25 protein-coding genes are annotated in these 23,940 nt (G+C 63.9%); 18 read left to right on the forward strand and 7 right to left on the reverse strand.

The window, feature by feature from the left end:
- The 3 genes from M5G17_RS24085 to M5G17_RS24095 form a co-directional block, all read right to left on the reverse strand.
- On the reverse strand, positions 1–1,961 hold a 1,961-nt coding region (locus M5G17_RS24085; RefSeq protein ID WP_273895366.1), incomplete at its 3' end, for a glycosyltransferase.
- Positions 1,962–2,036: 75 nt separating this feature from the next.
- Positions 2,037–2,909 (reverse strand): alpha/beta fold hydrolase, encoded by an 873-nt coding sequence (locus M5G17_RS24090; RefSeq protein WP_273895367.1) that lies wholly within the window; start codon positions 2,907–2,909, stop codon positions 2,037–2,039.
- 34 nt (positions 2,910–2,943) lie between these two features.
- Positions 2,944–6,483, reverse strand: a complete 3,540-nt coding sequence (locus M5G17_RS24095) for an NEL-type E3 ubiquitin ligase domain-containing protein (protein WP_273895368.1) — start codon at positions 6,481–6,483, stop codon at positions 2,944–2,946.
- A 157-nt stretch (positions 6,484–6,640) separates the two neighbouring features.
- Between M5G17_RS24095 and M5G17_RS24100 the strand changes: the two genes are divergently transcribed.
- The gene (locus M5G17_RS24100) at positions 6,641–6,934 is read left to right on the forward strand and encodes a hypothetical protein (protein ID WP_273895369.1); all 294 of its coding nucleotides are present in this window, start codon (positions 6,641–6,643) and stop codon (positions 6,932–6,934) included.
- 110 nt (positions 6,935–7,044) lie between these two features.
- Here M5G17_RS24100 and M5G17_RS24105 read toward each other — a convergent pair whose 3' ends face one another.
- From M5G17_RS24105 to M5G17_RS24115, 3 genes are all read right to left on the reverse strand, one after another.
- Entirely contained in the window at positions 7,045–7,674 is a 630-nt protein-coding gene (locus M5G17_RS24105) for a LysE family translocator (protein ID WP_273895370.1), read from the reverse strand.
- A gap of 78 nt (positions 7,675–7,752) precedes the next feature.
- Positions 7,753–8,361: a 2-hydroxychromene-2-carboxylate isomerase gene (locus M5G17_RS24110; RefSeq protein ID WP_273895371.1), complete on the reverse strand. Its 609-nt coding sequence runs from the start codon at positions 8,359–8,361 to the stop codon at positions 7,753–7,755.
- Between the two features lie 36 nt (positions 8,362–8,397).
- A complete protein-coding gene (locus tag M5G17_RS24115; protein ID WP_273895372.1) occupies positions 8,398–9,129 on the reverse strand; it encodes an SDR family oxidoreductase in 732 nt (243 codons plus the stop codon).
- A 91-nt stretch (positions 9,130–9,220) separates the two neighbouring features.
- Here M5G17_RS24115 and M5G17_RS24120 point away from each other — a divergent pair, with 91 nt between their 5' ends.
- Both M5G17_RS24120 and M5G17_RS24125 read left to right on the forward strand, forming a co-directional pair.
- Positions 9,221–9,775 carry a TetR/AcrR family transcriptional regulator gene (locus tag M5G17_RS24120; RefSeq protein WP_273895373.1) on the forward strand — a complete coding sequence of 185 codons (555 nt, stop codon included), beginning with the start codon at positions 9,221–9,223 and terminating at the stop codon, positions 9,773–9,775.
- A complete protein-coding gene (locus tag M5G17_RS24125; RefSeq protein ID WP_273895374.1) occupies positions 9,762–10,358 on the forward strand; it encodes an eCIS core domain-containing protein in 597 nt (198 codons plus the stop codon). Before M5G17_RS24120 ends, M5G17_RS24125 begins: the two co-directional genes overlap by 14 nt.
- A gap of 1 nt (position 10,359) precedes the next feature.
- On the opposite strand, the gene M5G17_RS24130 is transcribed toward M5G17_RS24125, so the two are convergent.
- Positions 10,360–10,956, reverse strand: coding sequence for a TetR/AcrR family transcriptional regulator (locus M5G17_RS24130; protein ID WP_273895375.1), 597 nt, complete (start codon positions 10,954–10,956; stop codon positions 10,360–10,362).
- 110 nt (positions 10,957–11,066) lie between these two features.
- Between M5G17_RS24130 and M5G17_RS24135 the strand changes: the two genes are divergently transcribed.
- From M5G17_RS24135 to M5G17_RS24205, 15 genes are all read left to right on the forward strand, one after another.
- A complete protein-coding gene (locus M5G17_RS24135; protein WP_273895376.1) occupies positions 11,067–12,122 on the forward strand; it encodes a sugar phosphate isomerase/epimerase family protein in 1,056 nt (351 codons plus the stop codon).
- 29 nt (positions 12,123–12,151) lie between these two features.
- Entirely contained in the window at positions 12,152–13,018 is an 867-nt protein-coding gene (locus M5G17_RS24140) for an alpha/beta fold hydrolase (protein ID WP_273895377.1), read from the forward strand.
- Positions 13,019–13,109: 91 nt separating this feature from the next.
- Positions 13,110–14,156, forward strand: a complete 1,047-nt coding sequence (locus M5G17_RS24145; RefSeq protein WP_273895378.1) for a class I SAM-dependent methyltransferase — start codon at positions 13,110–13,112, stop codon at positions 14,154–14,156.
- A 176-nt stretch (positions 14,157–14,332) separates the two neighbouring features.
- Positions 14,333–14,923: an amino acid synthesis family protein gene (locus tag M5G17_RS24150; RefSeq protein ID WP_273895379.1), complete on the forward strand. Its 591-nt coding sequence runs from the start codon at positions 14,333–14,335 to the stop codon at positions 14,921–14,923.
- A gap of 26 nt (positions 14,924–14,949) precedes the next feature.
- A complete protein-coding gene (locus M5G17_RS24155; RefSeq protein ID WP_273895380.1) occupies positions 14,950–15,783 on the forward strand; it encodes an alpha/beta fold hydrolase in 834 nt (277 codons plus the stop codon).
- On the forward strand, positions 15,780–17,261 hold the full coding sequence (locus tag M5G17_RS24160) for an aldehyde dehydrogenase (RefSeq protein ID WP_273895381.1): 1,482 nt from the start codon (positions 15,780–15,782) through the stop codon (positions 17,259–17,261). The genes M5G17_RS24155 and M5G17_RS24160 overlap by 4 nt, the downstream gene beginning before the upstream one ends.
- Before the next feature lie 12 nt (positions 17,262–17,273).
- Positions 17,274–17,759 (forward strand): flavin reductase family protein, encoded by a 486-nt coding sequence (locus M5G17_RS24165; RefSeq protein ID WP_273895382.1) that lies wholly within the window; start codon positions 17,274–17,276, stop codon positions 17,757–17,759.
- Positions 17,760–17,777: 18 nt separating this feature from the next.
- On the forward strand, positions 17,778–18,167 hold the full coding sequence (locus M5G17_RS24170) for a carboxymuconolactone decarboxylase family protein (protein WP_273895383.1): 390 nt from the start codon (positions 17,778–17,780) through the stop codon (positions 18,165–18,167).
- 44 nt (positions 18,168–18,211) lie between these two features.
- Entirely contained in the window at positions 18,212–18,964 is a 753-nt protein-coding gene (locus M5G17_RS24175) for a GntR family transcriptional regulator (RefSeq protein WP_273895384.1), read from the forward strand.
- A gap of 2 nt (positions 18,965–18,966) precedes the next feature.
- Positions 18,967–19,530, forward strand: a complete 564-nt coding sequence (locus tag M5G17_RS24180) for an NUDIX hydrolase (protein ID WP_273895385.1) — start codon at positions 18,967–18,969, stop codon at positions 19,528–19,530.
- A 92-nt stretch (positions 19,531–19,622) separates the two neighbouring features.
- Positions 19,623–20,294: a GntR family transcriptional regulator gene (locus M5G17_RS24185; protein WP_273895386.1), complete on the forward strand. Its 672-nt coding sequence runs from the start codon at positions 19,623–19,625 to the stop codon at positions 20,292–20,294.
- Positions 20,295–20,402: 108 nt separating this feature from the next.
- Positions 20,403–21,335 carry a 4-hydroxyproline epimerase gene (locus M5G17_RS24190; protein ID WP_273895387.1) on the forward strand — a complete coding sequence of 311 codons (933 nt, stop codon included), beginning with the start codon at positions 20,403–20,405 and terminating at the stop codon, positions 21,333–21,335.
- Entirely contained in the window at positions 21,332–22,447 is a 1,116-nt protein-coding gene (locus M5G17_RS24195) for an NAD(P)/FAD-dependent oxidoreductase (RefSeq protein WP_273895388.1), read from the forward strand. The genes M5G17_RS24190 and M5G17_RS24195 overlap by 4 nt, the downstream gene beginning before the upstream one ends.
- A complete protein-coding gene (locus M5G17_RS24200) occupies positions 22,440–22,676 on the forward strand; it encodes a (2Fe-2S)-binding protein (RefSeq protein WP_273895389.1) in 237 nt (78 codons plus the stop codon). The genes M5G17_RS24195 and M5G17_RS24200 overlap by 8 nt, the downstream gene beginning before the upstream one ends.
- A complete protein-coding gene (locus M5G17_RS24205; RefSeq protein WP_273895390.1) occupies positions 22,673–23,929 on the forward strand; it encodes an NAD(P)/FAD-dependent oxidoreductase in 1,257 nt (418 codons plus the stop codon). Before M5G17_RS24200 ends, M5G17_RS24205 begins: the two co-directional genes overlap by 4 nt.
- Positions 23,930–23,940 lie beyond the last annotated feature (11 nt).

Raw genomic sequence — 23,940 nt, forward strand, 5'->3', positions numbered from 1 at the left:
GATCGGAGAATCCCTAAAGCCTTGTTATAAGCCGATTGCCTAGCGTCGGGATTTGCATGGAGTGCTGGCAGAATGAACGGGCCGCTAGTAGCGGGCCCTTCCAGCACGTCCTCACACTGACTGTCTTTGCCGGGCAGCACGTTCCACCATTCGCCCCCGGCGCGGGCTAACAGAAGTAAACGTACTGGCTGAATCTGCGACTTGTCCTTGAGCCCCTTGATCAGGGCAAGCAGAAGCGGCTGGCGGGTCTCGGCGTAGTCGATCACGATCAAACTGGGGGTTGGACTTGCAACCAGGCTCCGAGCCAGTTCCTGCACTTTGTCGGTGTCACACTCACCCGCCAGAAATCCTGCATTCCATCCCTGTAGTTGCATCCGTCGGCACATTTCCAGTGCCATGCGCGTCTTGCCGACACCCCCTGGGCCACAGAGCAAACGCACTTGCAAGGTAAAGTCAGATCGCTGTACCCACTCCAACTGCGTTAGCAGAAAGGGTTCACGGTTGGCATCGAAAGGCACGATTGCCTCTTCGGCACGCAAGAGCTGACTGTCGCTCAAGCCCTGTCTCGGCCGCCAGGTTGCCTTGGGTAATACAAAACCAGGCAGGACCTGACTCGCGACCGTCTCGATTGGCGCAGTCGTGTCGGTAGCAAGCGGTGCATTCGGACGCTGTTCATGCACCTGCACCGGAGCGCTCTCCAACACCCAACCCAATGCTTGCCCGCAGGACTGCGCGCACTGCGCCCACGAATAAAGGCCGCACAGTTTCTCCCGCAGGCGAAAGGCATCGTGGCGTTTGGACGGGTCATGGGCAATCAGCGTCAACGCCTTGACCAGCCGTTCTACATCAGTTGCTGAATGATAAGGCGCCTGCTCGTTGCCTTCGACATCCATTGTCGTGACCCAGGACTTGTAAGCCCCGTGTTCAAGCTCTTCGAGCAACTTGTACGCACCACTTTTCACACTCAGCACCAGCGGCACGCCTGCGGCGATCGCCTCCCAGGCTACCAGGCCAAACCCTTCATGCCAGGACGGCATCATTGCAACGGATGAACCTCGCAAGTCGTCGAACAGTACCTGCCGTTGCGCAGTAAAAGGCAGAGGCTGGATGTTGACCACACGCCCCGCTTGCTCCTGTGCGTAATGTCGCAGCTCCGCTTCCGCATCGTCACCGGCGCCTTGCGTGATATTTTCGAAATCTACGCCACGCAACAACAACTTTGGTTCGTTCTTGCCCTGAAACCTGTTGGGCATTTCCGGTTGTGCGTCTGCTTGACGAATCGCCTGGGAGAACGCTGCAACCCCCAGATGCGCCTGTTTGATTTTCCTTGCGTCAGCACTCAGACGCCCACTCAAGAATCCTTTCAATGTCTTGGGTTCACGCTTGGCAGTTATTTCCGCCAATCCCGGAACCAACATTGGGATCGACTCATGGTCGAGCATGTCGTACAACGCATCGCGTAGCAGCGGGCCGACAGCCATCACCACGTCCGCAGCCTGAAACAATTGCCGTTGTTCATCCTCTTTCGCCCTGGCCCGCTGGGCGTTCTCGACAAAGGGCTCATAGCGTTCATAGCTCATATGGTGGATCAATGCCGACCGTCCACCTCGCGCCTTCGACGCTAGGGCAATGGCACCGGTAATGCGGTCATGCCCCAACCAGACGCACCGCGCATCTATCTCAATCCCTGCCGCTGCCAACGCTTGCCAAGCCATATGCTCGTGGCCGGATGCAAACTGCTTTTGCTCCTCCAGCCCCAGCGAAATCAGCATTACCTGCTGGGCTGCGGCATCATCGCGCTCCTGTTCACTGGCCCAAAGCACCACACAGACAGTCCGGGCCTGGCGATAGTACAGCGCAGAAAACGCCCCCAGCAGGTCACTATTGAAACTGTTGATCCCACCAAATTGAGGTCCCCAGCGAGTGGCAAAACTGATCAAGGTATCGAGCGCAGGCATCATGCGTAAGTTCTTTCGGTCCGGGATAGGCTGACAAACAATGGTGGCATTGTACCTTCATCCTGATCCCGATTCTGATCAACCTAACAGGAACTTTTCCACCCACTCACTGCACTTCGCCGCATCTTCCTGCATAAAGCAGTGCCCGCCCGGCACCTGGTTGGCCGTGACCTGAGGGTTGTTGCGAGCCCAGCGCTGAACCGACTGCGGCACGAAGGGATAAGTGCTTTCGCCATAGAGCACCAGGGTCGGGGTGTGTACCTGGGCCAGTGATGCCCACATGCGCCGCGGGAAGGAGCTGAAGATTTCCACTTCGCGGCTGGGCCGGCACTTGAGCACCACGCCCTCACCGCAGTCACCAATGGCGTGTTCGATGTAGGACTGCAACGCCGACTCGCTCCAGCCCTTGAAGATCCCCCGACCTTCCAGTGACGCCCGCGCGGCGCTGCGATCGGGCCAGTGGCTGCGGCGGGTGGCGGCCTTGCGGGCCAGGGCGTGGCGACGGTGCAGGCCGACCAGTGCCGCAGCGCCCATGATGCCCATCATCGAACGGGTGAAGAGCACCGGGTCGAGCAGTACCGCGCGCTGGAACAGCGGTGGTTGCTGCGCCAGCATCAGGCCGGTGAGCACCCCGCCGAAGCTGTGGCCGACAGCAAAGCGCGGCACCTCGTCGTACTCGCCGCGCCCCGCTTCGAAAGCCTCGATGGCCAGCGTCGCGGTGCGGTTCCAACCGGCGAACGGCCCGCCATGATCACTGTCGCCGTGGCCCTGGACATCACACAGCCACAGGTCGAAATGCTCGGCCAGGCGCGCCAGCAACGGCTGGTAGGCCAGGCAGCAAAAGCCGTTGCCATGCAGGAAATGCAGCAACGGCTTGCCACTGGCAGCAGAGCGCCAGCCGCGCAGGGTGAAACCGGCACTTGTGTCGTGGGACCAGGGAATCAACTGCATGGGCCTGCACACTCATCAATGGAAAGCGGCGATTCTACCGCTGCAAGGCCTGTAGCGTCTGTTGCAATACCCAGGCCTTTTGTGCCTGTTCCTGGGCTGTGCCGATGTCGTTCATGCCATGCATATAGCTCAAATCGCTCATGTCACTCTCGCGGCTCATCAGTTGCTCCATGCGCAGGTAGAACGGCTGGTTGAGCGCTTCGAGCTGGTCGGCAAAGGTTTCCTTGAGATGGGCCACCCAGAAGTCGCGGCTGGCGATCGACTCCGCCAACTGCGGGGTTGCCTCTCTGGCCAGCACCTCGGCGCGCATGCGCTTGAGGTCGGCGGCGCTGACGTCTGCGCTAAAACGGTACTGCATCGAGCGCGGTTGGCCAGGCAGGTCAAGATCGGCGGCAAGGCCGCTGCGGTAAGCCAAGGCCACTTCAATCTCATCCACGGCTTCATCCTCGGCTTCGCGCGCGACAATCTGCACGCGGGTCAGACGATCGACCTCATCGAGGCGAAACAGCGCCCGGGCCACCTTCAACAGAGCGGCCTCGCGCCCCTGTGGCATGATGCCCACCACCGCCGTGGCGACGAAGGTACGGATCTCCAGGGCACTGAAGTTGAATGCCACACTGTCTGCGCAACTGCGCGGCTGGGCTGCGAGGGCAAACAGTTCCTGGCGCAGTTCGCTGTTCTGTTCACAGGCCTCCAGCACGGCCCACACCCGACGCCGCAGTTCCGTGGCATGGCGCTGGTAGTCGGCCGTCTGGCGCAAGTCGCCGAGCATGCGAAACAGCGCATGGGCACCAGGTTCAGCCTGTACCGCGTCCCAACGTTGCGACAGCGCGGGCAGTTGCTCAGCTGGGGTACCGATCAGCCAATTTTCGCGCAACTGGTCGAAGCGCGCATGGCTGTAGCCGGCCAGAGCCGGCAACCGATTGGCCCGTTCAAAGTCCAGCAAGCGCTGGCGGCTGACTGCATCCAACGGGTTGTCGTGAAAATTGATCCGCTCCAGCACCCGCCGTGGCGCGTTGAACAGGCCTTCATGCAGGACCACGATCGGGTTGTCGCGCAGGTCGGCGCTTTCCAGCAGCGGCCTGCTCAGCAAACCACCCGGCACAGCAACCATCTGGGTATTGCGCACCCTGAGTATGCGCAGGCGCGGTACCCCGGCGACATCCAGGTTACGGCGAATCGGGTTGTGCTCCAGGTCCAGCACCTCCAGCCGCGGCAAGGCCGCCAGCAAGGTATTGTCAGCCGGCCGCCAGGCGACGTTATTGTGCCGCAGGTTCAGCCAGGTCAGTTGCTGGAGGTGAGTCAATTCGGCCGGGACGTGGGTCAGGGAATTGTTGACCACATCCAGCCAGCGCAGGTTGGGAAAGCTGCGCAAAAAGCCATCGGCAATGCTGTGCAGGCCCAAACGGTTGAGTATCAGCTCTTGCACGTGGTTGAACTGGACGCTATCGGGCAGGGTCGGCAACTGACCGATATCCTCGTCGACGAGGCGTAATCGATAGTCAAAGCCACGGTTGCGCAAGCGCAGCGACTGACGTCGCCAGCACTGGCGCAGCAAGGTGGCAACGCGTGCACGATTGGCGCTGCGTAGCGGCTGGCTGGCACCGGGAGCGGTGCGCCAGGCATACAGGACTTCATTGAGCTCGCCCAGAGCCTGTTGCAATTCGCCCACCACCGTCCAGAAGTCTCGCCCCCCGGTGCGGACTTCAGCGAGAAACTCATTGACCTCGGTCTCACTGAAACTTGGATACAGCTCCCGAACGGCACGGTATGCGGCGCGGTTGCCAGCACTAAATCCCGGGCTCAGCGGGTACCCCAGGCGAACATCAGCAAGGCGCTGCGGTGCGTTGAACACTCGCGCGGGCCGGGGCACGCCGAGCAGCTCCAGGGCCTGGGCACGCCGCGCAACAGCCAGCGCTGCCAGCCGTGCACGCAAATCGGCTGCCGGGTCGCTGGCGTCCAGGGCCATGGCCTGCTGTTGGTCCGCTGACAGCGCCGCCGCCAGTTCGAGAAAATAGTCCTTACCCTGGCGATAGCTGCCAGAACCTGTAAACCCCAGCCCAACGGGCCATCCGGGCAAATGCGGCAGCAACGCCTGGGCCAACTGGCGAGTATCAGCCGCCGCCGGGTTGTCCAGGAAAAAACCTTGCACAGCACGATTGACCCGCAGCGCTTCAAGCATACATCGGGCTTGCTCGGCCATGGCTAACGGCACGCGGCCCTGGTTGTTCAGGCGCTCAAGCTGGGCAGGCTCGCCATAGGCGATGAGTTCTTGCACAACGCTGGCCGGCAATCCGGGAAATTGCCTGCTGAGGACACGGGCGCCCTCCTCCAGCGGCGCCTGTTGGCCGTTGTAGAGAAACTCAAAAGACGCCTGACGCGTGCCCTGCAACTGCGCGCAGGGGGTTCCCGCCTCCCCGCTCAGGCACTGGGCGATGGCAGCATTGAGCTGCTCGTCGAGCGCCAGGCGCAAGCGGGCGTCGTGCATCAGTGCGGGCACTGCCAGGTCGTGAACATGCCAGCGCCGCAACTGGGCGTAGGTGGTGCCCGTCACCTCCATGACCTGCTGCAGTTGGCGGTCGCTTGCCAACTGCCATTCACCGGCAAAACGCCTGAGCAGGCCAAGACCGTCCGGCCAGTCAGCCGGATTCTCCAGCGGCGGTGCATTACCAAGTCGCTGTTGGCCATCGGCCAGGCGCACCGGGAGCATTTCATCGACGAATGCCGAGCGCTGCCACACCTTGCCCAGCGCCCAGCCGCCACCTGCCAACACGGCATTGGCAGCCAGGTTCTGGGCAACGTTGCACAGGTGGTTGAGCGCGCCTTCACGGTCCCCTTGCTGCCAAGCTTCATGGCCATGAAACACTTCACCCAACAGTTGTGCGGCGGCCACACCGAGCATGGCCTCGCCGACCCCCGGGACAAATAAACCGAGTAGATTCGCCAGGTCCAGTCCCGCCTCTTCCAGCGCCTGCAGACGCTGCTGGCGAAGGTTATGGTCCTCGACGTCGGTGGACACCGCCATTTGCAAGGCGTCATCGAAGATGGTTTCACGGCGTGAGCGGACCTGGGCTGTCAACCAGTCGCTGGCATAGCCGAAGTGCCGGCCATCAAGCTCAATGGGCACGCCATCGGTGCCTGCCTTCTGTTGCCTGACATAACTTGCGGCGAACTGCACGCGATCGCGCTGACGCACGAAACGCTGGAAAAATGCCGCATAACCCGGAGTGTCGAAGCGCTTGGACAGTGCGGTGTAAGCGTCTGCCCAGGATTTATGCTGAGTCAGCGCCTGGAGCGGATCGTCCGGTACATACAGCAGCACCGACTGCACCGGCGTGGCCCAGGACTGCGCCGAAAACCACTCGCGGCACTCGAAGCCACTGACCCCCACCAGGCGCTTGCCGAGGAGGTTGAGCTGATAGGCTTTCATGCCCCAGGTACCCGGGGGTTGGTGATCGCCCAGCAGCTGCAGCAGGCTGGCGTGGTTGTCGGCGTCCACTGCCCCCTCGATCACTGCCCGTTGGGCGGCCACGCGCAACTGCGACTCCATCGCCTGTTTCAGTATCAAGGTCACATGCTGCTCGGCATTCGTTTCTGTCGGCTCCAGCACGGCTTTCAGGGGAAATGCTCAGCATGGCGCCATTGGCATCAACGAGCATACTGCCCTGGCCAAAAAATTCATCGGCACTGAAATTTTGCAAAGCTGCCACCAGCAGGCTGAAGTCGCGGCTGTGCGAGATGAACCTCAGCGAAGTAACGCCAGTTGGGATGCTGCTGCGTACCAGTGTCACACGGCGCAATCGGCACAGTCGGGCATCGAGGGTCGGGGTGAAGGCCGCTGCCATGGCGCTTTGCAGCCTGGGCAGGGCGAAGGCCTCAAGCGGCTCAATGCGGTCGAGCACCTGCTGCAGCTGGCGCTGCGCCCGGTCATGCTCGATGAGCAGGCTTTGCAGCCCTTGAATCAGTTCCGGGTTCGGGCCCTGCAGCCAGGCAGGCAGGCGCTGGCGGATGAAGTGGTCAATTGAAATATCTGGCGCATTGTCCATGCCGGTTTCCTTGATTAGACAAAAGAAACCAGCAAACCCCGGCAGCGAAGTCCCTAGGTGTTAATTAATTCAATGCTCTGCTCCCCGGTCTAAGCAAAGCTTGCTCCTGTAAACAGCAAGGGATACAGCGATATCACCAGCAATGCCGCCATCAGCAGGTTGAACAACATCAGCCAGCGCGGGTTCTGCAGTACCGTGCGCAAGGCGCTGCCGAACATTACCCAGACGCAAACGCTGGGCAGATTGACCAGGGCAAACACGGCAGCAATGACGATTACGTTAATGACGTAACCCTGGGCCGGGGTGTAAGTGGTGATCGCGCCCACGGCCATGACCCAGGCCTTCGGATTGACCCACTGGAAGGCCGCCGCCCCCCAGAACCCCAGCGGGTTGCGACTGTCGGCGTTACTCACCGACAGTGGCCCGGAGGTGGCAATCTTATACGCCAGGTACAGCAAGTAAGCGGCGCCAACATAGCGCAGCACGGTATAGATCGGCGGGTAGGCCTGGAACACCTCGCCCAGGCCAAAGCCTACCGCCAGGACCATGACCATGAAGCCAACGCTGATGCCCAGCGCATGAGGAATCGAACGACGCACGCCAAAATTCACCCCGGAGGCCAGCAACATGGTGTTGTTGGGCCCCGGGGTGATCGAGGAGACGAAGGCGAACAGCACGAAGGCGCTGAGCAGGTCCAGTGAGCCGAGCATGGCAGGCATCCTGTTTTTTATTGGGCTGCACTGACACTAACGGAGTCCCGAGTCGCCTCGACCATACAGTTGTTGAAAATAATGCCGCTACACTTGACTGTCCTGCTCCGCCAACGCCTCGATGACGAACGCCAGGCGGTCCTGGCCGAAGAACATCTGCTCGCCGACAAAGCAGGTGGGTGCGCCAAACACACCGCGGTGCACCGCCTCTTCGGTGGCCTCCTTGAGTTCCGCCTTGACCACTGGCTCGGCCGTCCATGCCTGGTACTGCGCAGGATCAAAACCGGCCTCTTGCAGCACAGCGGCCAGCACCTGCAGGTCGCCAAGATTACGCTGATGCACCCACAGGGCCTGGAACATCGCGCTCAGGTAAGTCTCGAATCGCTCCGGCTGATAGCGCTGCACGGCAACGGTGCCGCGCATCAGGCCCAGGGTGTTGATCGGAAAGCCCGGAGGGAAGGCCAGGGTCACGCCATAGCGCTTGGCATAGCGCTGAAAATCGACGAACACATGCCGGGCCTTGGCCGGCACCATCACTGGCGAAGCATTGCCGGTGGCCTGGAACACCCCGCCCAGCAACATTGGCCGGTACAGCAATTGCGCATCGTGCTGGGCGCACAGTTTAGGTAGTTGGGTCCAGGCCAGATAGCTGGCCGGACTGCCCAGGTCAAAGAAAAATTCGACGGTCTTGCTCATTGGCAGCAGTTCCTATTTTTGTTGTTGTGGGAGGGTTTACCAGCGCTCCATCCACGGCCGCAGGTCGAGCTCGAAGGTCCAGGCATCGCGCGGCTGGCTGTGCAGGAACCAGTAGCTGTCGGCAATGTGCTGCGGGTCGAGAATGCCGTCCTGGTCCTTGAGGGCATAGCGCTCGGGAAAACTGTCACGGATGAAGGCGGTATCGATAGCGCCGTCCACCACCACATGGGCGACATGAATATTGCGCGGCCCAAGCTCCCGGGCCATGCTCTGGGCCAGGGCGCGAATACCATGCTTGGCCCCGGCAAAGGCGGCGAACCCGGCAGCGCCGCGCAAACCGGCGGTGGCACCGGTAAACAGGATGGTTCCACGCTTGCGGGTGACCATGCGCCGGGCCACGGCCTGACTGGTCAAGAAGCCGGCGAAACAGGCCATCTCCCAGATTTTGAAGTACTTGCGCGCGGTCTCTTCGAGAATGCTGCAGGGCACGTTGGCACCGATGTTGAAGACAAAAGCCTCGATCGGGCCAATGGTGCTTTCGATCGCCTCAACCAGCGCCGCCACCTCCTCTTCCTTGCGCGCATCCGAAGCAAAACCATGCGCCTCGCCACCGGCCGCGCGGATATCGTCCACCAGCGGTTGCAGCTTGTCAGCACTGCGCCGGGTCACGCAGGCGACATAACCCTCGCGAGCAAAACGCCTGGCAATCGCGCCGCCGGTGGCATCGCCGGCCCCAACCACCAGTACCACCTTCTTGCCTTGAGTCATGTCTTGCCTCCATTGGTAAACGATCATTTAGTAAACGAACGCTATGCTATGATTCAGGCTTCGTCAAGCCAGCCCTGCGGAGCGTGTCGGCGTGCGCTATTCCACCACCCACAAACAACAGACCCGGCAGAAACTGCTGGAAAGCAGCGGCGCCCTGGCCAAGCGCGGTGGCTTCGCGGCCACCGGCGTGGCCGGGCTGATGAAAGCCATCGGCCTGACCGGCGGCGCCTTCTACAACCACTTCCCGTCCAAGGACGACCTGTTCACCGAGGTGGTACGCCGCGAGCTGTCCAGCAGCCCGATTGCCCAGCAACCCATGAATCGTGCGCGGCTGGAACGCTGCCTTGACCAGTACCTGAGCATGGCGCATCTGCACAATGTCGAAGGCGGGTGCGCGATCCCCACCCTGGGTGCGGAAATCGCCCGCGCCGAGTTACCCGTGCGCGCTGAAGCCGAGCACTGGCTGTGCAGCCTGCAGCACGCCTGGACGCAGACCCTGGAAGATCCGGACCTGGCCTGGGCGCTGCTCAGCCAGTGTGTGGGCGCGCTGTTGATTGCCCGCATGCTCGCCAGCGAGCCGCTTCAGGAACAGGTGCTCAAGGCCTCCCGCGACTTCATCACCGGGGCCTTGCATGAAGCCCCTTGAGTCGCTGCTGCTGAGCCTGGCCCTGACTGTCCCGCTTACCGCCCTCGCCGCCTGCCCGGTCGGCCAGTACGAAATTTGCCTAGGCAGTTGTATCTGCTCACCCATCGACCCCGGCCAGGCCGGCAGCGTGCTTGACGACCTCGGGCGCGTGGCCAGCAGTTCCCTGGCCCTGGCCTTGCAGCAAGCGCGCGCGACTGCGGCGGCCGGCACGGTGCTGCCGATCCCGCTGCACATCCGCGCCCAGCTCGAACCCTTTTACGACTTCCAGGTGCTCGATGCGGCGCGCTACAAGGTCGGCGATCAACAGGCCCTGGACAGTGCCAACGCGCTGCTGCAGAACCCCGACGTCAATGCCGTGACCCTGATCGACATCATCGTCTTTCGCAACGAAGCCGACGCCCAGGACAACGTCGCGCTCTGGGCCCACGAGCTGCAGCATGTGCAGCAGTACCAGCAATGGGGAGTGGAGGAGTTCGCCCGGCGCTATTCGCGCGACTTCAACGCCGTCGAAGCCCCGGCCTACGAAATCCAGGCGAAGGTCAGCAAGGCCCTGAGGCAGCGCTCCTCCGGCCAGGCCCGCTGAGTCAGGCGCAGGCGCCGTGTAGCGCGCTCAGCGCCGGTTTGATCATCGCCTGCAAGCGCGGTGCGGCAATGCCGTCGCGGGCCTGAATGGCAATGCCGTGCAGCAAGGTGGCAAACAGGTCGCCCAGCGCCTCGGGGTCGGCATCAGCCTTGAGTTCGCCACGGCCGTGGGCCTGCTGCAGCAGGTCGATGATCGACTGGGTGCGCTGGCGGCGCAGCTCGCTCATCCAGTCGAGCACAGCCGTGATATCCGGCCCGCCGCTGGCGGTCGAGGAGACGGCCAGGCAGCCCCGCGGGCTGTCGGCGGCGGTGTAGGTGGTGATGGCATCGGCAAGGATCTGCTGCACCGCCTCACTCACCGGCAAGCTGCGCTGGATAACGCGCTCGGTAAAGCCACCCTGTTCGGCCAGGTACAGCGCCACCACTTCGCGAAACAACTGCTCCTTGCTGCCAAAGGCTGCGTAGATACGCGCTGACGCAATGCCCAGGGCATTGACCAGCAAGGCCATCGAGGTGCCTTCGTATCCGTATTGCCAGAAGGTCACCAAGGCCTTGTGCAGGGCCTGGTCACGATCGAATTCCCGGGGACGTCCGGCCATGGGTTGTGTGTCCATCCAATCAGTTGCGGCGAATTCTACCTTGCAAAGCAGTTGACGCAAGCCCGTTGCCACCCTATTATTTGTCGATCGACAAACAATAGGAAATCACCATGCGTACCCTCAAAGGACCCAGCCTGCACCTGGCCCAGTTCAGCGCCGAACAACCGCCGTTCAACAGCCTTGGCGAAATCGCCCGCTGGGCCGCCGGCCATGGCTTCGAAGCCTTGCAAGTGCCAGCCTGGGATCGCCGCCTGTTCGACCTGGAACTGGCTGCCCAAAGCCAGACCTACTGTGACGAGCTGCGCGGCATGCTGGCCGAACATGGGCTGCAGGTCAGCGAACTGAGCACCCACTTGCTCGGTCAGTTGGTCGCAGTGCACCCGGCCTATGACGCCCTGTGCGACAACTTCGCCCCGCAGGCCTTGCACGGCAAACCCAAGGAGCGCACGGCCTGGGCACTGGAACAATTGCACCTGGCAATCAAGGCCTCGCAACGCCTGGGCCTGACCGACATGGGCACCTTCTCAGGCTCCCTGGCCTGGCCCTACCTGTTCCCCTTCCCGCAGCGCCCGGCAGGCCTGATCGAGGCGGCGTTCGAGGAGCTGGCGCGGCGCTGGCGGCCGATCCTCGATGCTTGCGATGCACACGGCATCAACCTCTGCTACGAGATCCACCCCAGCGAAGACCTGCACGATGGCAGCAGTTTCGAACGTTTCCTTGAGCTGGTGGATAACCACCCACGCTGCAACCTGCTGTTCGACCCCAGCCACTTCGTCCTGCAGCAACTGAACTACCTCGACTACCTGGACCTGTACCACTCGCGCATCCGCATGTTTCACGTCAAGGACGCCGAGTTCAATCCCAGCGGCCGCCAGGGCACCTACGGCGGCTACTGCGACTGGAACGATCGGGCCGGGCGTTTTCGCTCGCTGGGCGACGGCCAGGTCGACTTCAAGGCGATCTTTTCCAAGCTGGCGCAGTACGACTTCCCCGGCTGGGCGACGCTGGAATGGGAGTGCTGCCTGAAAGACCAGGAAGCCGGCGCACGCGAAGGCGCAGCGTTCATCCGTGAGCACATCATCCCGGTGACCACCCGTACCTTCGATGACTTTGCCGGCGCCCCGGTCGACCCGCAACAAATCCAGACCCTCCTGGGCCTGGCTTGAATTCCCCTGTTCACATGGAGTGCAGCACGATGCCAACAACCCCCGAACCTCGCTTTGAACACCGCTACCTGAACCTGGAACCCGGTCGCCGTCTGCACTGCGTGCTGGCCGGCAGCGGCCAACCGGTGCTGTTGATCCCAGGTTGGCCGCAGACCTGGTACGCCTGGCGGCACGTAATGAGCGCCCTAGCCCGCCAAGGTTACCAGGCCATCGCCGTCGACCTGCCGGGCACCGGCCTGTCGGACCCGGCCGCCGACGGTCACGACACCGGCACCATCGCTGCACTGCTGCACCGGGCCATGGGCCAACTGGGTCATCAGCGTTATCGCCTGGCCGGCCATGATGTGGGCATGTGGGTCGGCTACGCCCTGGCCTGCGACTTCCCCGAGGCGGTCAGCCAACTGGTGCTCAGCGAAGCGGTGATCCCCGGGCTTGCCGAGGCGCCGCCGATCTTCGTCAGCGCCGAACAGAACATCTTCATCTGGCACTTTCTCTTCAACCAGTTGCACGACCTGCCCGAGGCCTTGATCAGTGGCCGTGAGGACCGTTACCTGACGTTCATGTTCGAGCGCTGGGCGCACCATGTCGACCGCGTCGCCGTCGATACCTACATCAAGGCCTACAGCAAACCGGGCGGCCTCAGTGGCGGGCTGGCCTACTACCGCTCGATTCGCCAGACCATCGCCCAGAACCAGCAACGCGCCCACCAGCGTCTGCTCATGCCGGTGCTGGCCATAGGCGCCGAGCACGCCACCGCCGAGGTGCCGCTACAGACCCTCAAGGCGCATGCCGAGGACTTGCGCGGTTGTGTCATCGCCGACTGCGGGCACTTCGTCATGGAAGAAGCGGACGAAGCGTTCAGCCAGCACCTGCTGGAGTTTTTCCAGGCGAACTAGACTTAAGGGTTGCCCCACCCCACATTGGCCCGAGGTTGCCGGCAGCGCTGGCAACCCCGTTGACGTTGGACTTCCTGGAGGAGAACACGCAATGGACGAAGCCAGGCTTAACGATTTCATGGGCAAGCTGGTGTCCGACATGGGCGCCGCCGCAATGCTTGCCAACCTGATCCTCGGCGATGAGCTCGGTTTGTACCGGGCCATGGCCGACAGCCAGTTCACCACCCCCGAACAGCTGGCCGACAAGACCGGCTGCAATGCCCGCCTGCTGCGCGAATGGCTGAGCGCCCAGGCGGCTTCCGGTTACATGGAACACCGCGACGGGCGCTTTCGCCTGCCCGAAGAACAGGCCATGGCCCTGGCCATCGAAGACTCACCGGTGTATGCCGCCGGTGGTGCCTCGGTGATCGCCGCACTGTTTCACGACAAAGACAAACTGGTCGCCGCCATGCGCGGCGATGGCGCCCTGGCCTGGGGCGATCATCACCCGTGCATGTTCAGCGGCACCGAGCGCTTCTTCCGCCCCGGTTACCGTGCCCACCTGGTGAGCCAATGGCTGCCGACACTGAGTGGCGTGATCGACAAGCTCCAGGCCGGCGCCAAGGTTGCCGACGTCGGCTGTGGTCATGGCGCCTCGACGGTGATTATGGCCCAGGCCTTCCCCGCCTCGCGTTTCAGTGGCTTTGACTACCATGCCCCGTCGATCAGCATCGCCAGCCAGCGTGCCGCCGAAGGCGGCGTGGCCGAGCGCACGCAGTTCGTCCAGGCCAGCGCCAAGAACTTCCCCGGCAACGACTTCGACCTGATCTGCTACTTCGACTGCCTGCACGACATGGGCGACCCGGTCGGCGCCGCCCGGCATGCCTATGATTCGCTCAAAGCCGACGGCACGGTGCTGCTGGTCGAGCCCTATGCCAACGACACCCTGGATGAGAACAGCACGCCGGTCGGGCGGCTGTTCTACGCCGCCTCGACTTTTATCTGCACGCCCAACTCGCTGTCCCAGGAAGTTGGCCTCGGGCTTGGCGCCCAGGCTGGCGAGGCGCGGCTGCGGGCGGTGTTTGAAGAGGCCGGGTTCAAGCGCTTTCGCCGGGCGACCGAGACGCCGTTCAATTTGATTCTTGAAGCGCGCAAGTAATCGCTGATCGCGGGGCAAGCCCGCTCCTACCGGCCCGTAGGAGCGGGCTTGCCCCGCGATGCTTTTCTACCTCCCACCCGTCCCCCACGCAGAGAAATTTGCAGGAAGCCCTTGCACGTCAAATATTATGGTATACCATCAGACAACAAGACCAATACCCTGCACCGGAGCAGCCCATGAGTTTCGAAATCCGCAAGATCGTCACCTACAGCGAACAAACCCTGATTGAAGGCGGCAAGGCCGCTGCCAAGCCGGTGACCATGGTCGGCCTGGCGGTGGTGATCAAGAACCCGTGGCTGGGTCGCGGCTTTGTCGACGACTTGAAGCCCGAGATCCGTGCCCACTGCTCGGATCTGGGCGCGCAAATGGTCGAGCGCCTGTGCGCAGCCATCGGTGGCGCCGACAAGATCCAGGCCTACGGCAAGGCCGCCGTGGTCGGCGCCGAGGGCGAGATCGAACACGCCTCGGCAGTGATCCACACCCTGCGGTTTGGCAACCACTACCGCGAAGCGGTCCAGGCCAAAAGCTACCTGAGCTTCACCAACAAGCGGGGCGGCCCGGGCACCTCGATCCAGATCCCGATGATGCACAAGGACGACGAAGGCCTGCGCTCGCACTACATCACCCTGGAAATGCAGATCGAAGACGCCCCACGCGCCGACGAAATCGTCGTGGTGCTCGGTTGCGCCGACGGTGGCCGCCTGCACCCGCGCATCGGCAACCGCTACATCGACCTGGAAGAGCTGGCCGCTGAAAAAGCGCAATAACAATAATGACGCCCCAGGAGTGAGCGATGATGCAGCCTGCTGCTGAACGCACCCCGGCCGGCACCAGTTACCTGGCGACCGGCCAAGGCCAACCCGTGGTGTTGATCCACGGCGTGGGCCTGAACAAAGAAATGTGGGGCGGGCAGATCGTCGGCCTGGCCAGCAACTACCAGGTGATTGCCTACGACATGCTCGGCCATGGCCAGAGCCCGCGTCCGGCCGCAGGCACTGGCCTGCCCGGCTATGCCGCACAACTGGCCGAGCTGCTTGAGCACTTGCAAGTGCCCCAGGCAACCATCATCGGTTTTTCCATGGGCGGCCTGGTGGCCCGCGCCTTCGCCCTGCACTACCCGCAGCGCCTGGCCGCGCTGGTGGTACTCAACAGTGTATTCAACCGCAGCGCCGAACAGCGCGCCGGGGTCATCGCACGCACCGCTCAAGCTGCCGAGCACGGCCCCGACGCCAACGCCGAAGCGGCCCTGGCACGCTGGTTCAGCCGCGAGTACCAGGCGGCCAACCCGGCGCAGATCGCGGCCCTTCGCCAGACCCTGGCCAGTAACGATCCGCAGGGTTACCTGACCACCTACGAGCTGTTCGCCACCCAAGACATGTACCGCGCCGACGACCTGGGCAGCATCCAGGTACCAACGCTGATCGCCACCGGCGAATGGGACCTGGGCTCGACCCCGGCCATGAGCGAGCAACTGGCCCGGCGCATTCCCGGGGCGCAGAGCGTGGTGCTGGCCGAGCAACGGCATATGATGCCGGTAGAGTCGCCGCGCCTGGTCAACCAGATGCTCCTGGACTTTCTCGGGCGCGCCCGAGCCCTCTCCGATACAGCCAAGGGGATCGTTGCATGACACTTGTACCCTTCCAGATGTGCATCGACGGCCAGTGGCGCGATGCCTTAAGCGGCAAAACTTTCGACAGCCTCGACCCGTCCACCGCGCAGGCCTGGGCACAACTGCCCGATGCCGCGCAAGCCGATGTCGAGCTGGCGGTACAGGCCGCGCAAAGAGCCTTTGATAACCCCGCCTGGCGCAGCATCACCGCCACTGCCCGGGGCAAGCTGTTGCGCCGCCTGGGTGATTTGATCGGCGACAATAAAGAGCGCCTGGCCCAACTGGAGAGCCGCGACAACGGCAAGCTGATCCGCGAGACCCGCGGCCAGGTCGGTTACCTGCCAGAATTCTTCCACTACACCGCAGGCCTTGCCGACAAGCTCGAAGGCGGCACCCTGCCGCTGGACAAGCCTGAGCTGTTTGCCTACACCGTGCACGAACCGATCGGCGTGGTGGCGGCGATCATTCCTTGGAACAGCCCGCTGTACCTGACCGCGATCAAGCTGGCGCCAGCGCTTGCGGCCGGCAACACCATCGTCATCAAACCGTCCGAGCATGCCTCGGCGACCATCCTTGAGCTGGCACGCCTGGCCCTTGAAGCCGGCTTCCCACCCGGGGTGGTCAACGTCGTCACAGGCTTTGGCCCAAGCACTGGCGCCGCCCTGACCCGCCACCCGCTGGTGCGCAAAATCGCCTTCACCGGCGGCGCCGCCACCGCTCGCCATGTGGTGCGCAGCAGCGCCGAGAACTTCGCCAAACTGTCGCTGGAACTGGGCGGCAAGTCGCCGAACATCATCTTCGCCGACGCTGACCTGGACAGCGCCATCAATGGCGCGGTGGCCGGCATCTACGCTGCCTCCGGGCAGAGCTGCGTGGCAGGCTCGCGCCTGCTGGTGCAAGACGAGATCTTCGACGAATTCGTCGAGCGCCTGATCGAGCGGGCCAAACGCATCAAGATCGGCAACCCGCAGGATGAAAGCAGCGAAATGGGCCCCATGGCCACCGCCCAGCAACTGGCGGTGGTCGAAAGCCTGGTGGCGGCGGCCAAGGCCGAAGGCGCGACATTGCGCCTGGGCGGCCAGCGCGCCGAGGTCGAAGGCGATGGCTGGTACTACCAGCCGACCCTGTTCGAATGCGACAGCCACTCGCTGAAGATCATGCAGGAAGAAGTCTTTGGCCCGGTGGCGGCAGTGATCCGCTTCAAGACCGAAGCCCAGGCGCTGGCCATGGCCAACGACTCGCAGTTTGGCCTGGCCGCCGGCATCTGGACCCGCGACTTGGGCCGCGCCCATCGCCTGGCCCGGGACGTGCGCTCGGGGATCATCTGGGTCAACACCTACCGCGCGGTGTCGGCCATGGCGCCGATCGGCGGCTTCAAGAACAGCGGCTACGGCCGTGAAAGCGGCATCGATTCGGTGCTGGCCTATACCGAGCTGAAAACGGTGTGGATCAACCTCTCCACCGCGCCCATGCCCGACCCCTTTGTCATGCGTTAGGAGCGCCCGTCCATGATTGAACCTGGCATTTACAAAGACGTGATGGGCTCGTTTCCCTCCGGCGTCACCGTGGTCACCACCCTGGACGCCGACGGCGGCATCGTCGGCATCACCGCCAGCGCCTTCAGTGCGCTGTCGATCGATCCGGCGCTGGTGCTGTTCTGCCCCAACTACGCCTCCGACACCTACCCGGTGCTGCGTGACAGCAAGCAGTTCGCCATCCACCTGCTGGCCGCCGGGCAAACCGCCGAAGCCTACGCCTTCGCCGGCAAGGGCAAAGACAAGGCCAAGGGCATCGACTGGCACCTGAGCGCGCTGGGCAACCCGCTGCTGAGCAACGCCACGGCGATCATCGAGTGCGAGCTGTGGCGCGAGTACGATGGCGGCGACCACGCCATCATCGTCGGCGCGGTCAAGCACCTGATCCTGCCCGAGCAACCGGCCACACCGATGATCTATCACAAAGGCAAACTCGGCGCCCTGCCGCCGCTGGCCTGACTGATTGGGAGCACAGTGATGCACAACGACATGTACGAAAAAGGCCTGCAGATCCGCACCCAGGTGCTGGGCCAGGACTACGTCAACAGATCGATCGAGAACGCCGACGACTTCAACCGGCCCCTGCAGGAGCTGGTCACCGAATACTGCTGGGGGCATGTCTGGGGCCGCGACGGGTTGTCGCTCAAGGAACGCAGCATGATCAACCTGGCGATGATTTCCGCGCTCAACCGCCCGCACGAACTCAAGCTGCATATACGCGGCGCCTTGCGTAACGGTCTGAGTCGTGAGCAAATACGCGAAATCCTGCTTCAAGTCGGTATCTATTGCGGTGTGCCCGCAGCCGTGGACAGTTTCCGGCTGGCCCGCGAAGCCTTCGCCGAGGCCGACTCGGAGCCCACCCGATAACGATGGGCTGTTCCACTGCAACAGCCTTCAGCAGAGCACCGATGATGAAACGCCAGCCTCTCGACGACAGCTTCAAGGTCAACCGCAACCCCGTCACCCTGCGTGAAATCGTCCTCGACAAACTGCGCGGAGCGATCATGAGCTTCCAGCTGTTGCCCGGAGATCGCCTGGTCGAACGCGACCTGTGCGAGCGTCTTGGCGTCAGCCGCACTTCGGTGCGCGAAGCCCTGCGCCACCTGGAGTCCGAAGGCCTGGTGGAGTTCGCCGATGCCAAGGGTCCGCGGGTAGCCATCATCACCCTGGAAGACGCCCGCGACATCTACGAGCTGCGTTGCGTGCTCGAAGGCCTGATCGTCCAGCTGTTCACCTTGAACGCCAAGGCCAAGGACATCCGCGCCCTGGAAAAAGCCCTGGAAGTGAACCGCAAATCCCTGGAAGAAGGCGAGCTGCAGCAGGTGATCGACTCGGTGCAGGGCTTTTACGATGTGCTGCTTGAAGGCTCGGGCAACCATGTCGCCGCGACCCAGTTGCGCCAGTTGCAGGCGCGCATCAGCTACTTGCGCGCCACCTCGGTGTCCCAGGAAAACCGCCGCGGCGCCAGCAACCAGGAAATGGAAAAAATCGTCGAAGCGATCAAGAGCGGCGACCCGCTGGCCGCCCACCAGGCCTCGGTCGATCACGTGCGCGCCGCTGCCAAGGTGGCACTGGACTACCTGCGCCTGAAACAGAACGACAACAGCAAGGTGCGCGACATCGCCGCGCCCATTGCCCTCAAAGAACCCCGCATAGGCCGCTGACCATGCCCGCCGTCCCGCGTTACTGCCCGCATTGCACTGCCCAGCTGCACCAGGGACGGCCCAGCGGCGACACCCACGAGCGCCTGCTGTGCAACGCCTGTGGCTACATCCACTATGTGAACCCGAAGATCATCGCCGGCTGCATCATCGAGCAGGACGGCAAGTACCTGCTGTGCCAACGGGCGATCCCGCCGCGCCCGGGCACCTGGACGTTGCCGGCAGGCTTCATGGAAAGCGGCGAGACGACCGAGCAGGCGGCGCTGCGCGAGCTGTGGGAAGAAAGCGGCGTACGTGGCGAGATCCTCTCGCCCTACTCGATCTTCAGCGTGCCGAGCATCAGCGAGGTGTACATCATCTTTCGCGCCACGGCCCTGGAGATCACCGGCCAGTACGGGCCGGAAACCCTCGACTACCGGTTCTTCGCCCCCGAGGACATTCCCTGGGACGAGATCTACTACCCGGCAATCCGGCAGATTCTCGAACGCTACATCGAGGAACGACAAGCCGGGGTGTACGGGATCTACATGGGCAACGACGACACCGGCAAGGTGCATTTCATCCGTTAAACCCGCCCCACGGCTGTCCGTCTGCCAGGTGTGGCGCCGTGCCTGGATAGTTTCGTATACCATATCCAGAAATAACTTCGGACGACGCCACCGTGACCGTACCCCGCCTCAACGCCCCGGACCTGGGCAACACGCCTTCGACCTCGGAGATCATCACCCGTCACCTGCGCGATGCAATCATTGCCGGGCACTTCGCCGAAGACGAACCGATCCGCCAGGACGACATCGCCCGCCAGTTCAACGTCAGCAAGATCCCGGTGCGCGAAGCGCTCAAGCGCCTGGAGGCCGAAGGCCTGGTGATGTTCCAGCGCAATCGCGGGGCGATGGTCACACGCATGTCCGAAGCGGAGTTGGCGCAGATGTTCGAAGTGCGCATGCTGCTTGAGGACAAGGCCCTGCGCCTGGCCATCCCGAACATGACAGACGCGACCTTCGCCCGCGCCGAACGCATCTGCCAGGAGTTCGTCGGCGAGAACGACGTCGGCCGTTGGGCCGAGCTCAACTGGGAGCTGCACGCCTGCCTGTACGAACCTGCGCAGCGCCCGTTCCTGGTCAACATGATCCGCTCGGTGAACGATAAGCTGGAGCGCTACCTGCGCATGCAGATGAGCCTGTCGGCCGGCAAGGAGCGCGCCGATCACGAACACCGCGACATCCTCGACGCCTGCCGAGCCCAGGATGTCGAGCGGGCGGTCCGGCTGCTTGATGAACACATTGCCGGCGTCTGCAAGACCCTCTTCGAGCATTTGCCTCCCACCAAATAATGGCAACCTGTGCCGATTTCGTCATCGGTGTAGCCTAAAGGCATCAAGCCTGCCCAGCAGGGCACAGGCCACTCTGTCGTTCACTTCCCTGAACGGACGCGGCCTTCCATGAAACGCATTACCGTGATCGACTCCCATACCGGCGGCGAACCGACCCGCCTGGTCACCGACGGCTTCCCCGACCTTGGCAACGGCAGCATGGCCCAGCGCCGCCAGCGCCTGGCTGAGGCGCACGACCAATGGCGCACGGCGTGCATGCTCGAGCCGCGCGGCAGCGATGTGCTGGTCGGCGCGCTGTTGTGCGAGCCGGTGGAGCCAAGCGCCTGCGCCGGGGTGATCTTCTTCAACAACACCGGTTACCTGGGCATGTGCGGCCACGGCACTATCGGCCTGGTGGCGTCGCTGGCGCACCTGGGCCGGATCGGCCCGGGCGTGCACCGCATCGAAACCCCGGTCGGCACCGTGCAGGCGACTCTGCACGAGGACCACTCGGTCAGCGTGCGTAATGTGCCAGCCTACCGCTACCGCAAGGACCTGGCACTGGAGGTGCCGGGCTTTGGCCAGGTGGTCGGCGATGTGGCCTGGGGCGGCAACTGGTTCTTCCTGATTGCCGAGCACGGCCAGCGGGTCGCCGCTGACAACATCGAAGCGCTGACCGCATACACCTACGCCGTGCAGCAGGCGCTGGAAGATCAAGACATCCGTGGCGAAGACGGCGGCCTGATCGATCATATCGAACTGTTCGCAGGCGACCCGGCCGCCGACAGCCGCAACTTTGTACTTTGCCCCGGCAAAGCCTACGACCGCTCGCCCTGCGGCACCGGCACCAGCGCCAAGCTCGCCTGCCTTGCCGCCGACGGCAAGCTACAACCAGGGCAGACCTGGCGCCAGGCCAGCGTCATCGGCAGTACCTTCGAAGGCTCGTTCGAGGCCGACGGCGAGCGCATCATCCCGACCATCCGCGGCCGTGCGCACATCAGCGCCGAGGCCACACTGATCCTCCAGGAAGACGACCCCTTCGCCTGGGGCATTCGCCCGTGAGCAGCACTACCGCCGCCGATGTGATCGTGATTGGCGCCGGTATCATCGGCGCCGCCTGCGCGCAATCGCTGGCCGCCCGTGGCCTGCGCGTGCTGGTGCTGGATGCCGGGCTGCATGGCGCCACCGCCGCCGGCATGGGCCACTTGCTGGTGCTCGACGACAATCCCGCGGAGCTGGCGCTCAGCCAATACTCGCTGCAACGCTGGCGCGAACTGGCCCCGCGACTGCCAGAGGCCTGCGCCTACCGCAGCAACGGTACCCTGTGGCTTGCGGCCAACGCCGAAGAAATGGCCGTGGCCGAGCACAAATTCAACGTCCTGCAAGCACAGGGTGTGACCTGCGAGCTGGTCGCCGGACGCGCCGTGCGCCAGCGCGAACCGGCCCTGCGCGAAGGGCTGGAAGGCGGTCTGCTGATCAACGACGACGGCATCCTCTATGCCCCTGCCACTGCCGGCTGGATGCTAGAAACAACAGGAATCGATCAGCGTCGGGCGCGGGTTAGCGCAGTAGAGGGCAATCGCGTGCGCCTCGACAGCGGCCAGTGGCTGAGCGCCGAGGCCGTGGTGCTGGCCAACGGCATCCAGGCCGTTGACCTGTGCCCGGAGCTGCCCATCGAGCCGAAGAAAGGCCACCTGCTGATCACCGACCGCTACCCCGGCACCGTCACCCATACCCTGGTGGAGCTGGGCTACGTGACCAGCGCGCATAACGCCAGCGGCCCATCGACTGCGTGCAATATCCAGCCGCGCCCGACCGGCCAGCTGTTCATCGGCGCTTCACGCCAGTTCGGCACCACCGACCCGGCCGTGGAAGGCTGGATGCTCGCGCGCATGCTCAAACGCGCGACCGAGTACATGCCGGACCTGGCCAACCTCAACGGCATCCGCGCCTGGACCGGCTTTCGCGCCGCCAGCCCCGATGGCCTGCCACTGGTGGGCCGCCATCCGCAGCAGGATGGCCTGTGGCTGGCGGTCGGTCATGAAGGGCTGGGCGTTACCACCGCACCGGCAACCGCCGACCTGCTGAGCGCACAACTGTTCGACGAAACGCCGCCGCTGGCGGCCTGCCCCTATCTGCCAGATCGTTTCCTCGGAGCTCTCGCCCATGCCTGACCTGACCCTCGATGGCCGCCCGCTGCACGTGGCTGCCGGTACCAGCGTGGCCGCAGCCCTAGCGCTGGGCGGCGATGGCTGCTCGCGCACCTCGGTCAGTGGCCAACGCCGCGCACCGCTGTGCGGCATGGGCATTTGCCAGGAGTGCCGGGTGAGCATCGACGGCCGTCGGCGCCTGGCCTGCCAGACCCTGTGCCGCGATGGCATGCAGGTGGAGACCCGGCCATGAACGAACACGCCAACCTGCTGATCATTGGCGCCGGCCCCGCCGGGCTGAGCGCGGCCCTGGCCGCCGCGCCCAGGGCCAAACGCATCGTGCTGCTCGACGACAACCCGCTGCCGGGCGGGCAGATCTGGCGCGACGGGCCCCAGGCCAAAGTACCCGGTCAGGCGCGCCGACTGCGCGAGCAAGTGCTCGCCTGCGCCAATGTGCACTGGCACAGCAGCACCCGGGTGATCGCCAACCCCGCCCCGAACACCCTGCTGCTGGAGAACGCCGAGCGCGGCTGGCAGATCGACTACGACTGCGTGATTCTCTGTACCGGCGCCCGCGAACTGCTGCTGCCCTTCCCCGGCTGGACGCTGCCTGGCGTGACCGGCGCCGGTGGCTTGCAGGCCTTGATCAAGGCCGGCCTGCCGGTACGTGACCAAGGTATTGTCATCGCTGGCAGCGGCCCCTTGCTGCTGGCCAGTGCAGCCACCGCCAAAAGCAATGGCGCCCGGGTACTGCGCATTGCCGAACAGGCCTCGCCTGCCGCCATCGCCAGCTTCGCCGCACAGTTGCCGCGCTGGCCGCACAAGCTGCTGCAGTCGATCAGCCTGTTCGACCGCCAGTACCGCAGCGCCAGCCATGTACTGGCCGCCTTGGGCCGCGATCGGCTTGAAGGCGTGCGCCTGAAACAAAATGGCAAGGTGGTGGAAATAGCCTGTGATCGACTGGCCTGCGGCTTCGGTCTGATCCCCAACATCCAGCTCGCCCAGGCACTGGGCTGCGCCGTGGAGCGACAGGCCGTTGCCGTCGACAGCTGGCAGGCGACGTCGCAGCCTTGCGTTTACGCGGCAGGCGAATGCACCGGTTTCGGCGGCAGCGAGCGGGCCTTGGTTGAAGGTGCTATCGCAGGTCATGCTGCGGTCGGCAATCGCCAGGCGGCGCAGCGGCTGTGGCACCGCCGCGCGCGCTGGCAGGGTTTTGCCAACGCGCTGAACACGGCCTTCGCCCTGGACCCTGCGCTCAAGTCGCTGGCCGACTCCGACACCCTGGTGTGCCGCTGCGAAGACGTGCCCTATGCTGCCCTCACCGGGCACAGCGACTGGCGCCAGGCCAAGCTGGCCAGCCGCTGCGGCATGGGCGCCTGCCAGGGCAGGATCTGCGGTGCGGCCACCGAGCACCTGTTCGGCTGGCAACCTTCGGCGCCGCGCCCGCCGTTCAGCCCGGCGCGAATCGATACCCTGCTGTGCCTGGAACACACCCGCGACGCTTGAGGTAAGCACCG

The sequence above is a fragment of the Pseudomonas rubra genome (genome assembly GCF_028656935.1).
Classification (GTDB): domain Bacteria; phylum Pseudomonadota; class Gammaproteobacteria; order Pseudomonadales; family Pseudomonadaceae; genus Aquipseudomonas; species Aquipseudomonas rubra.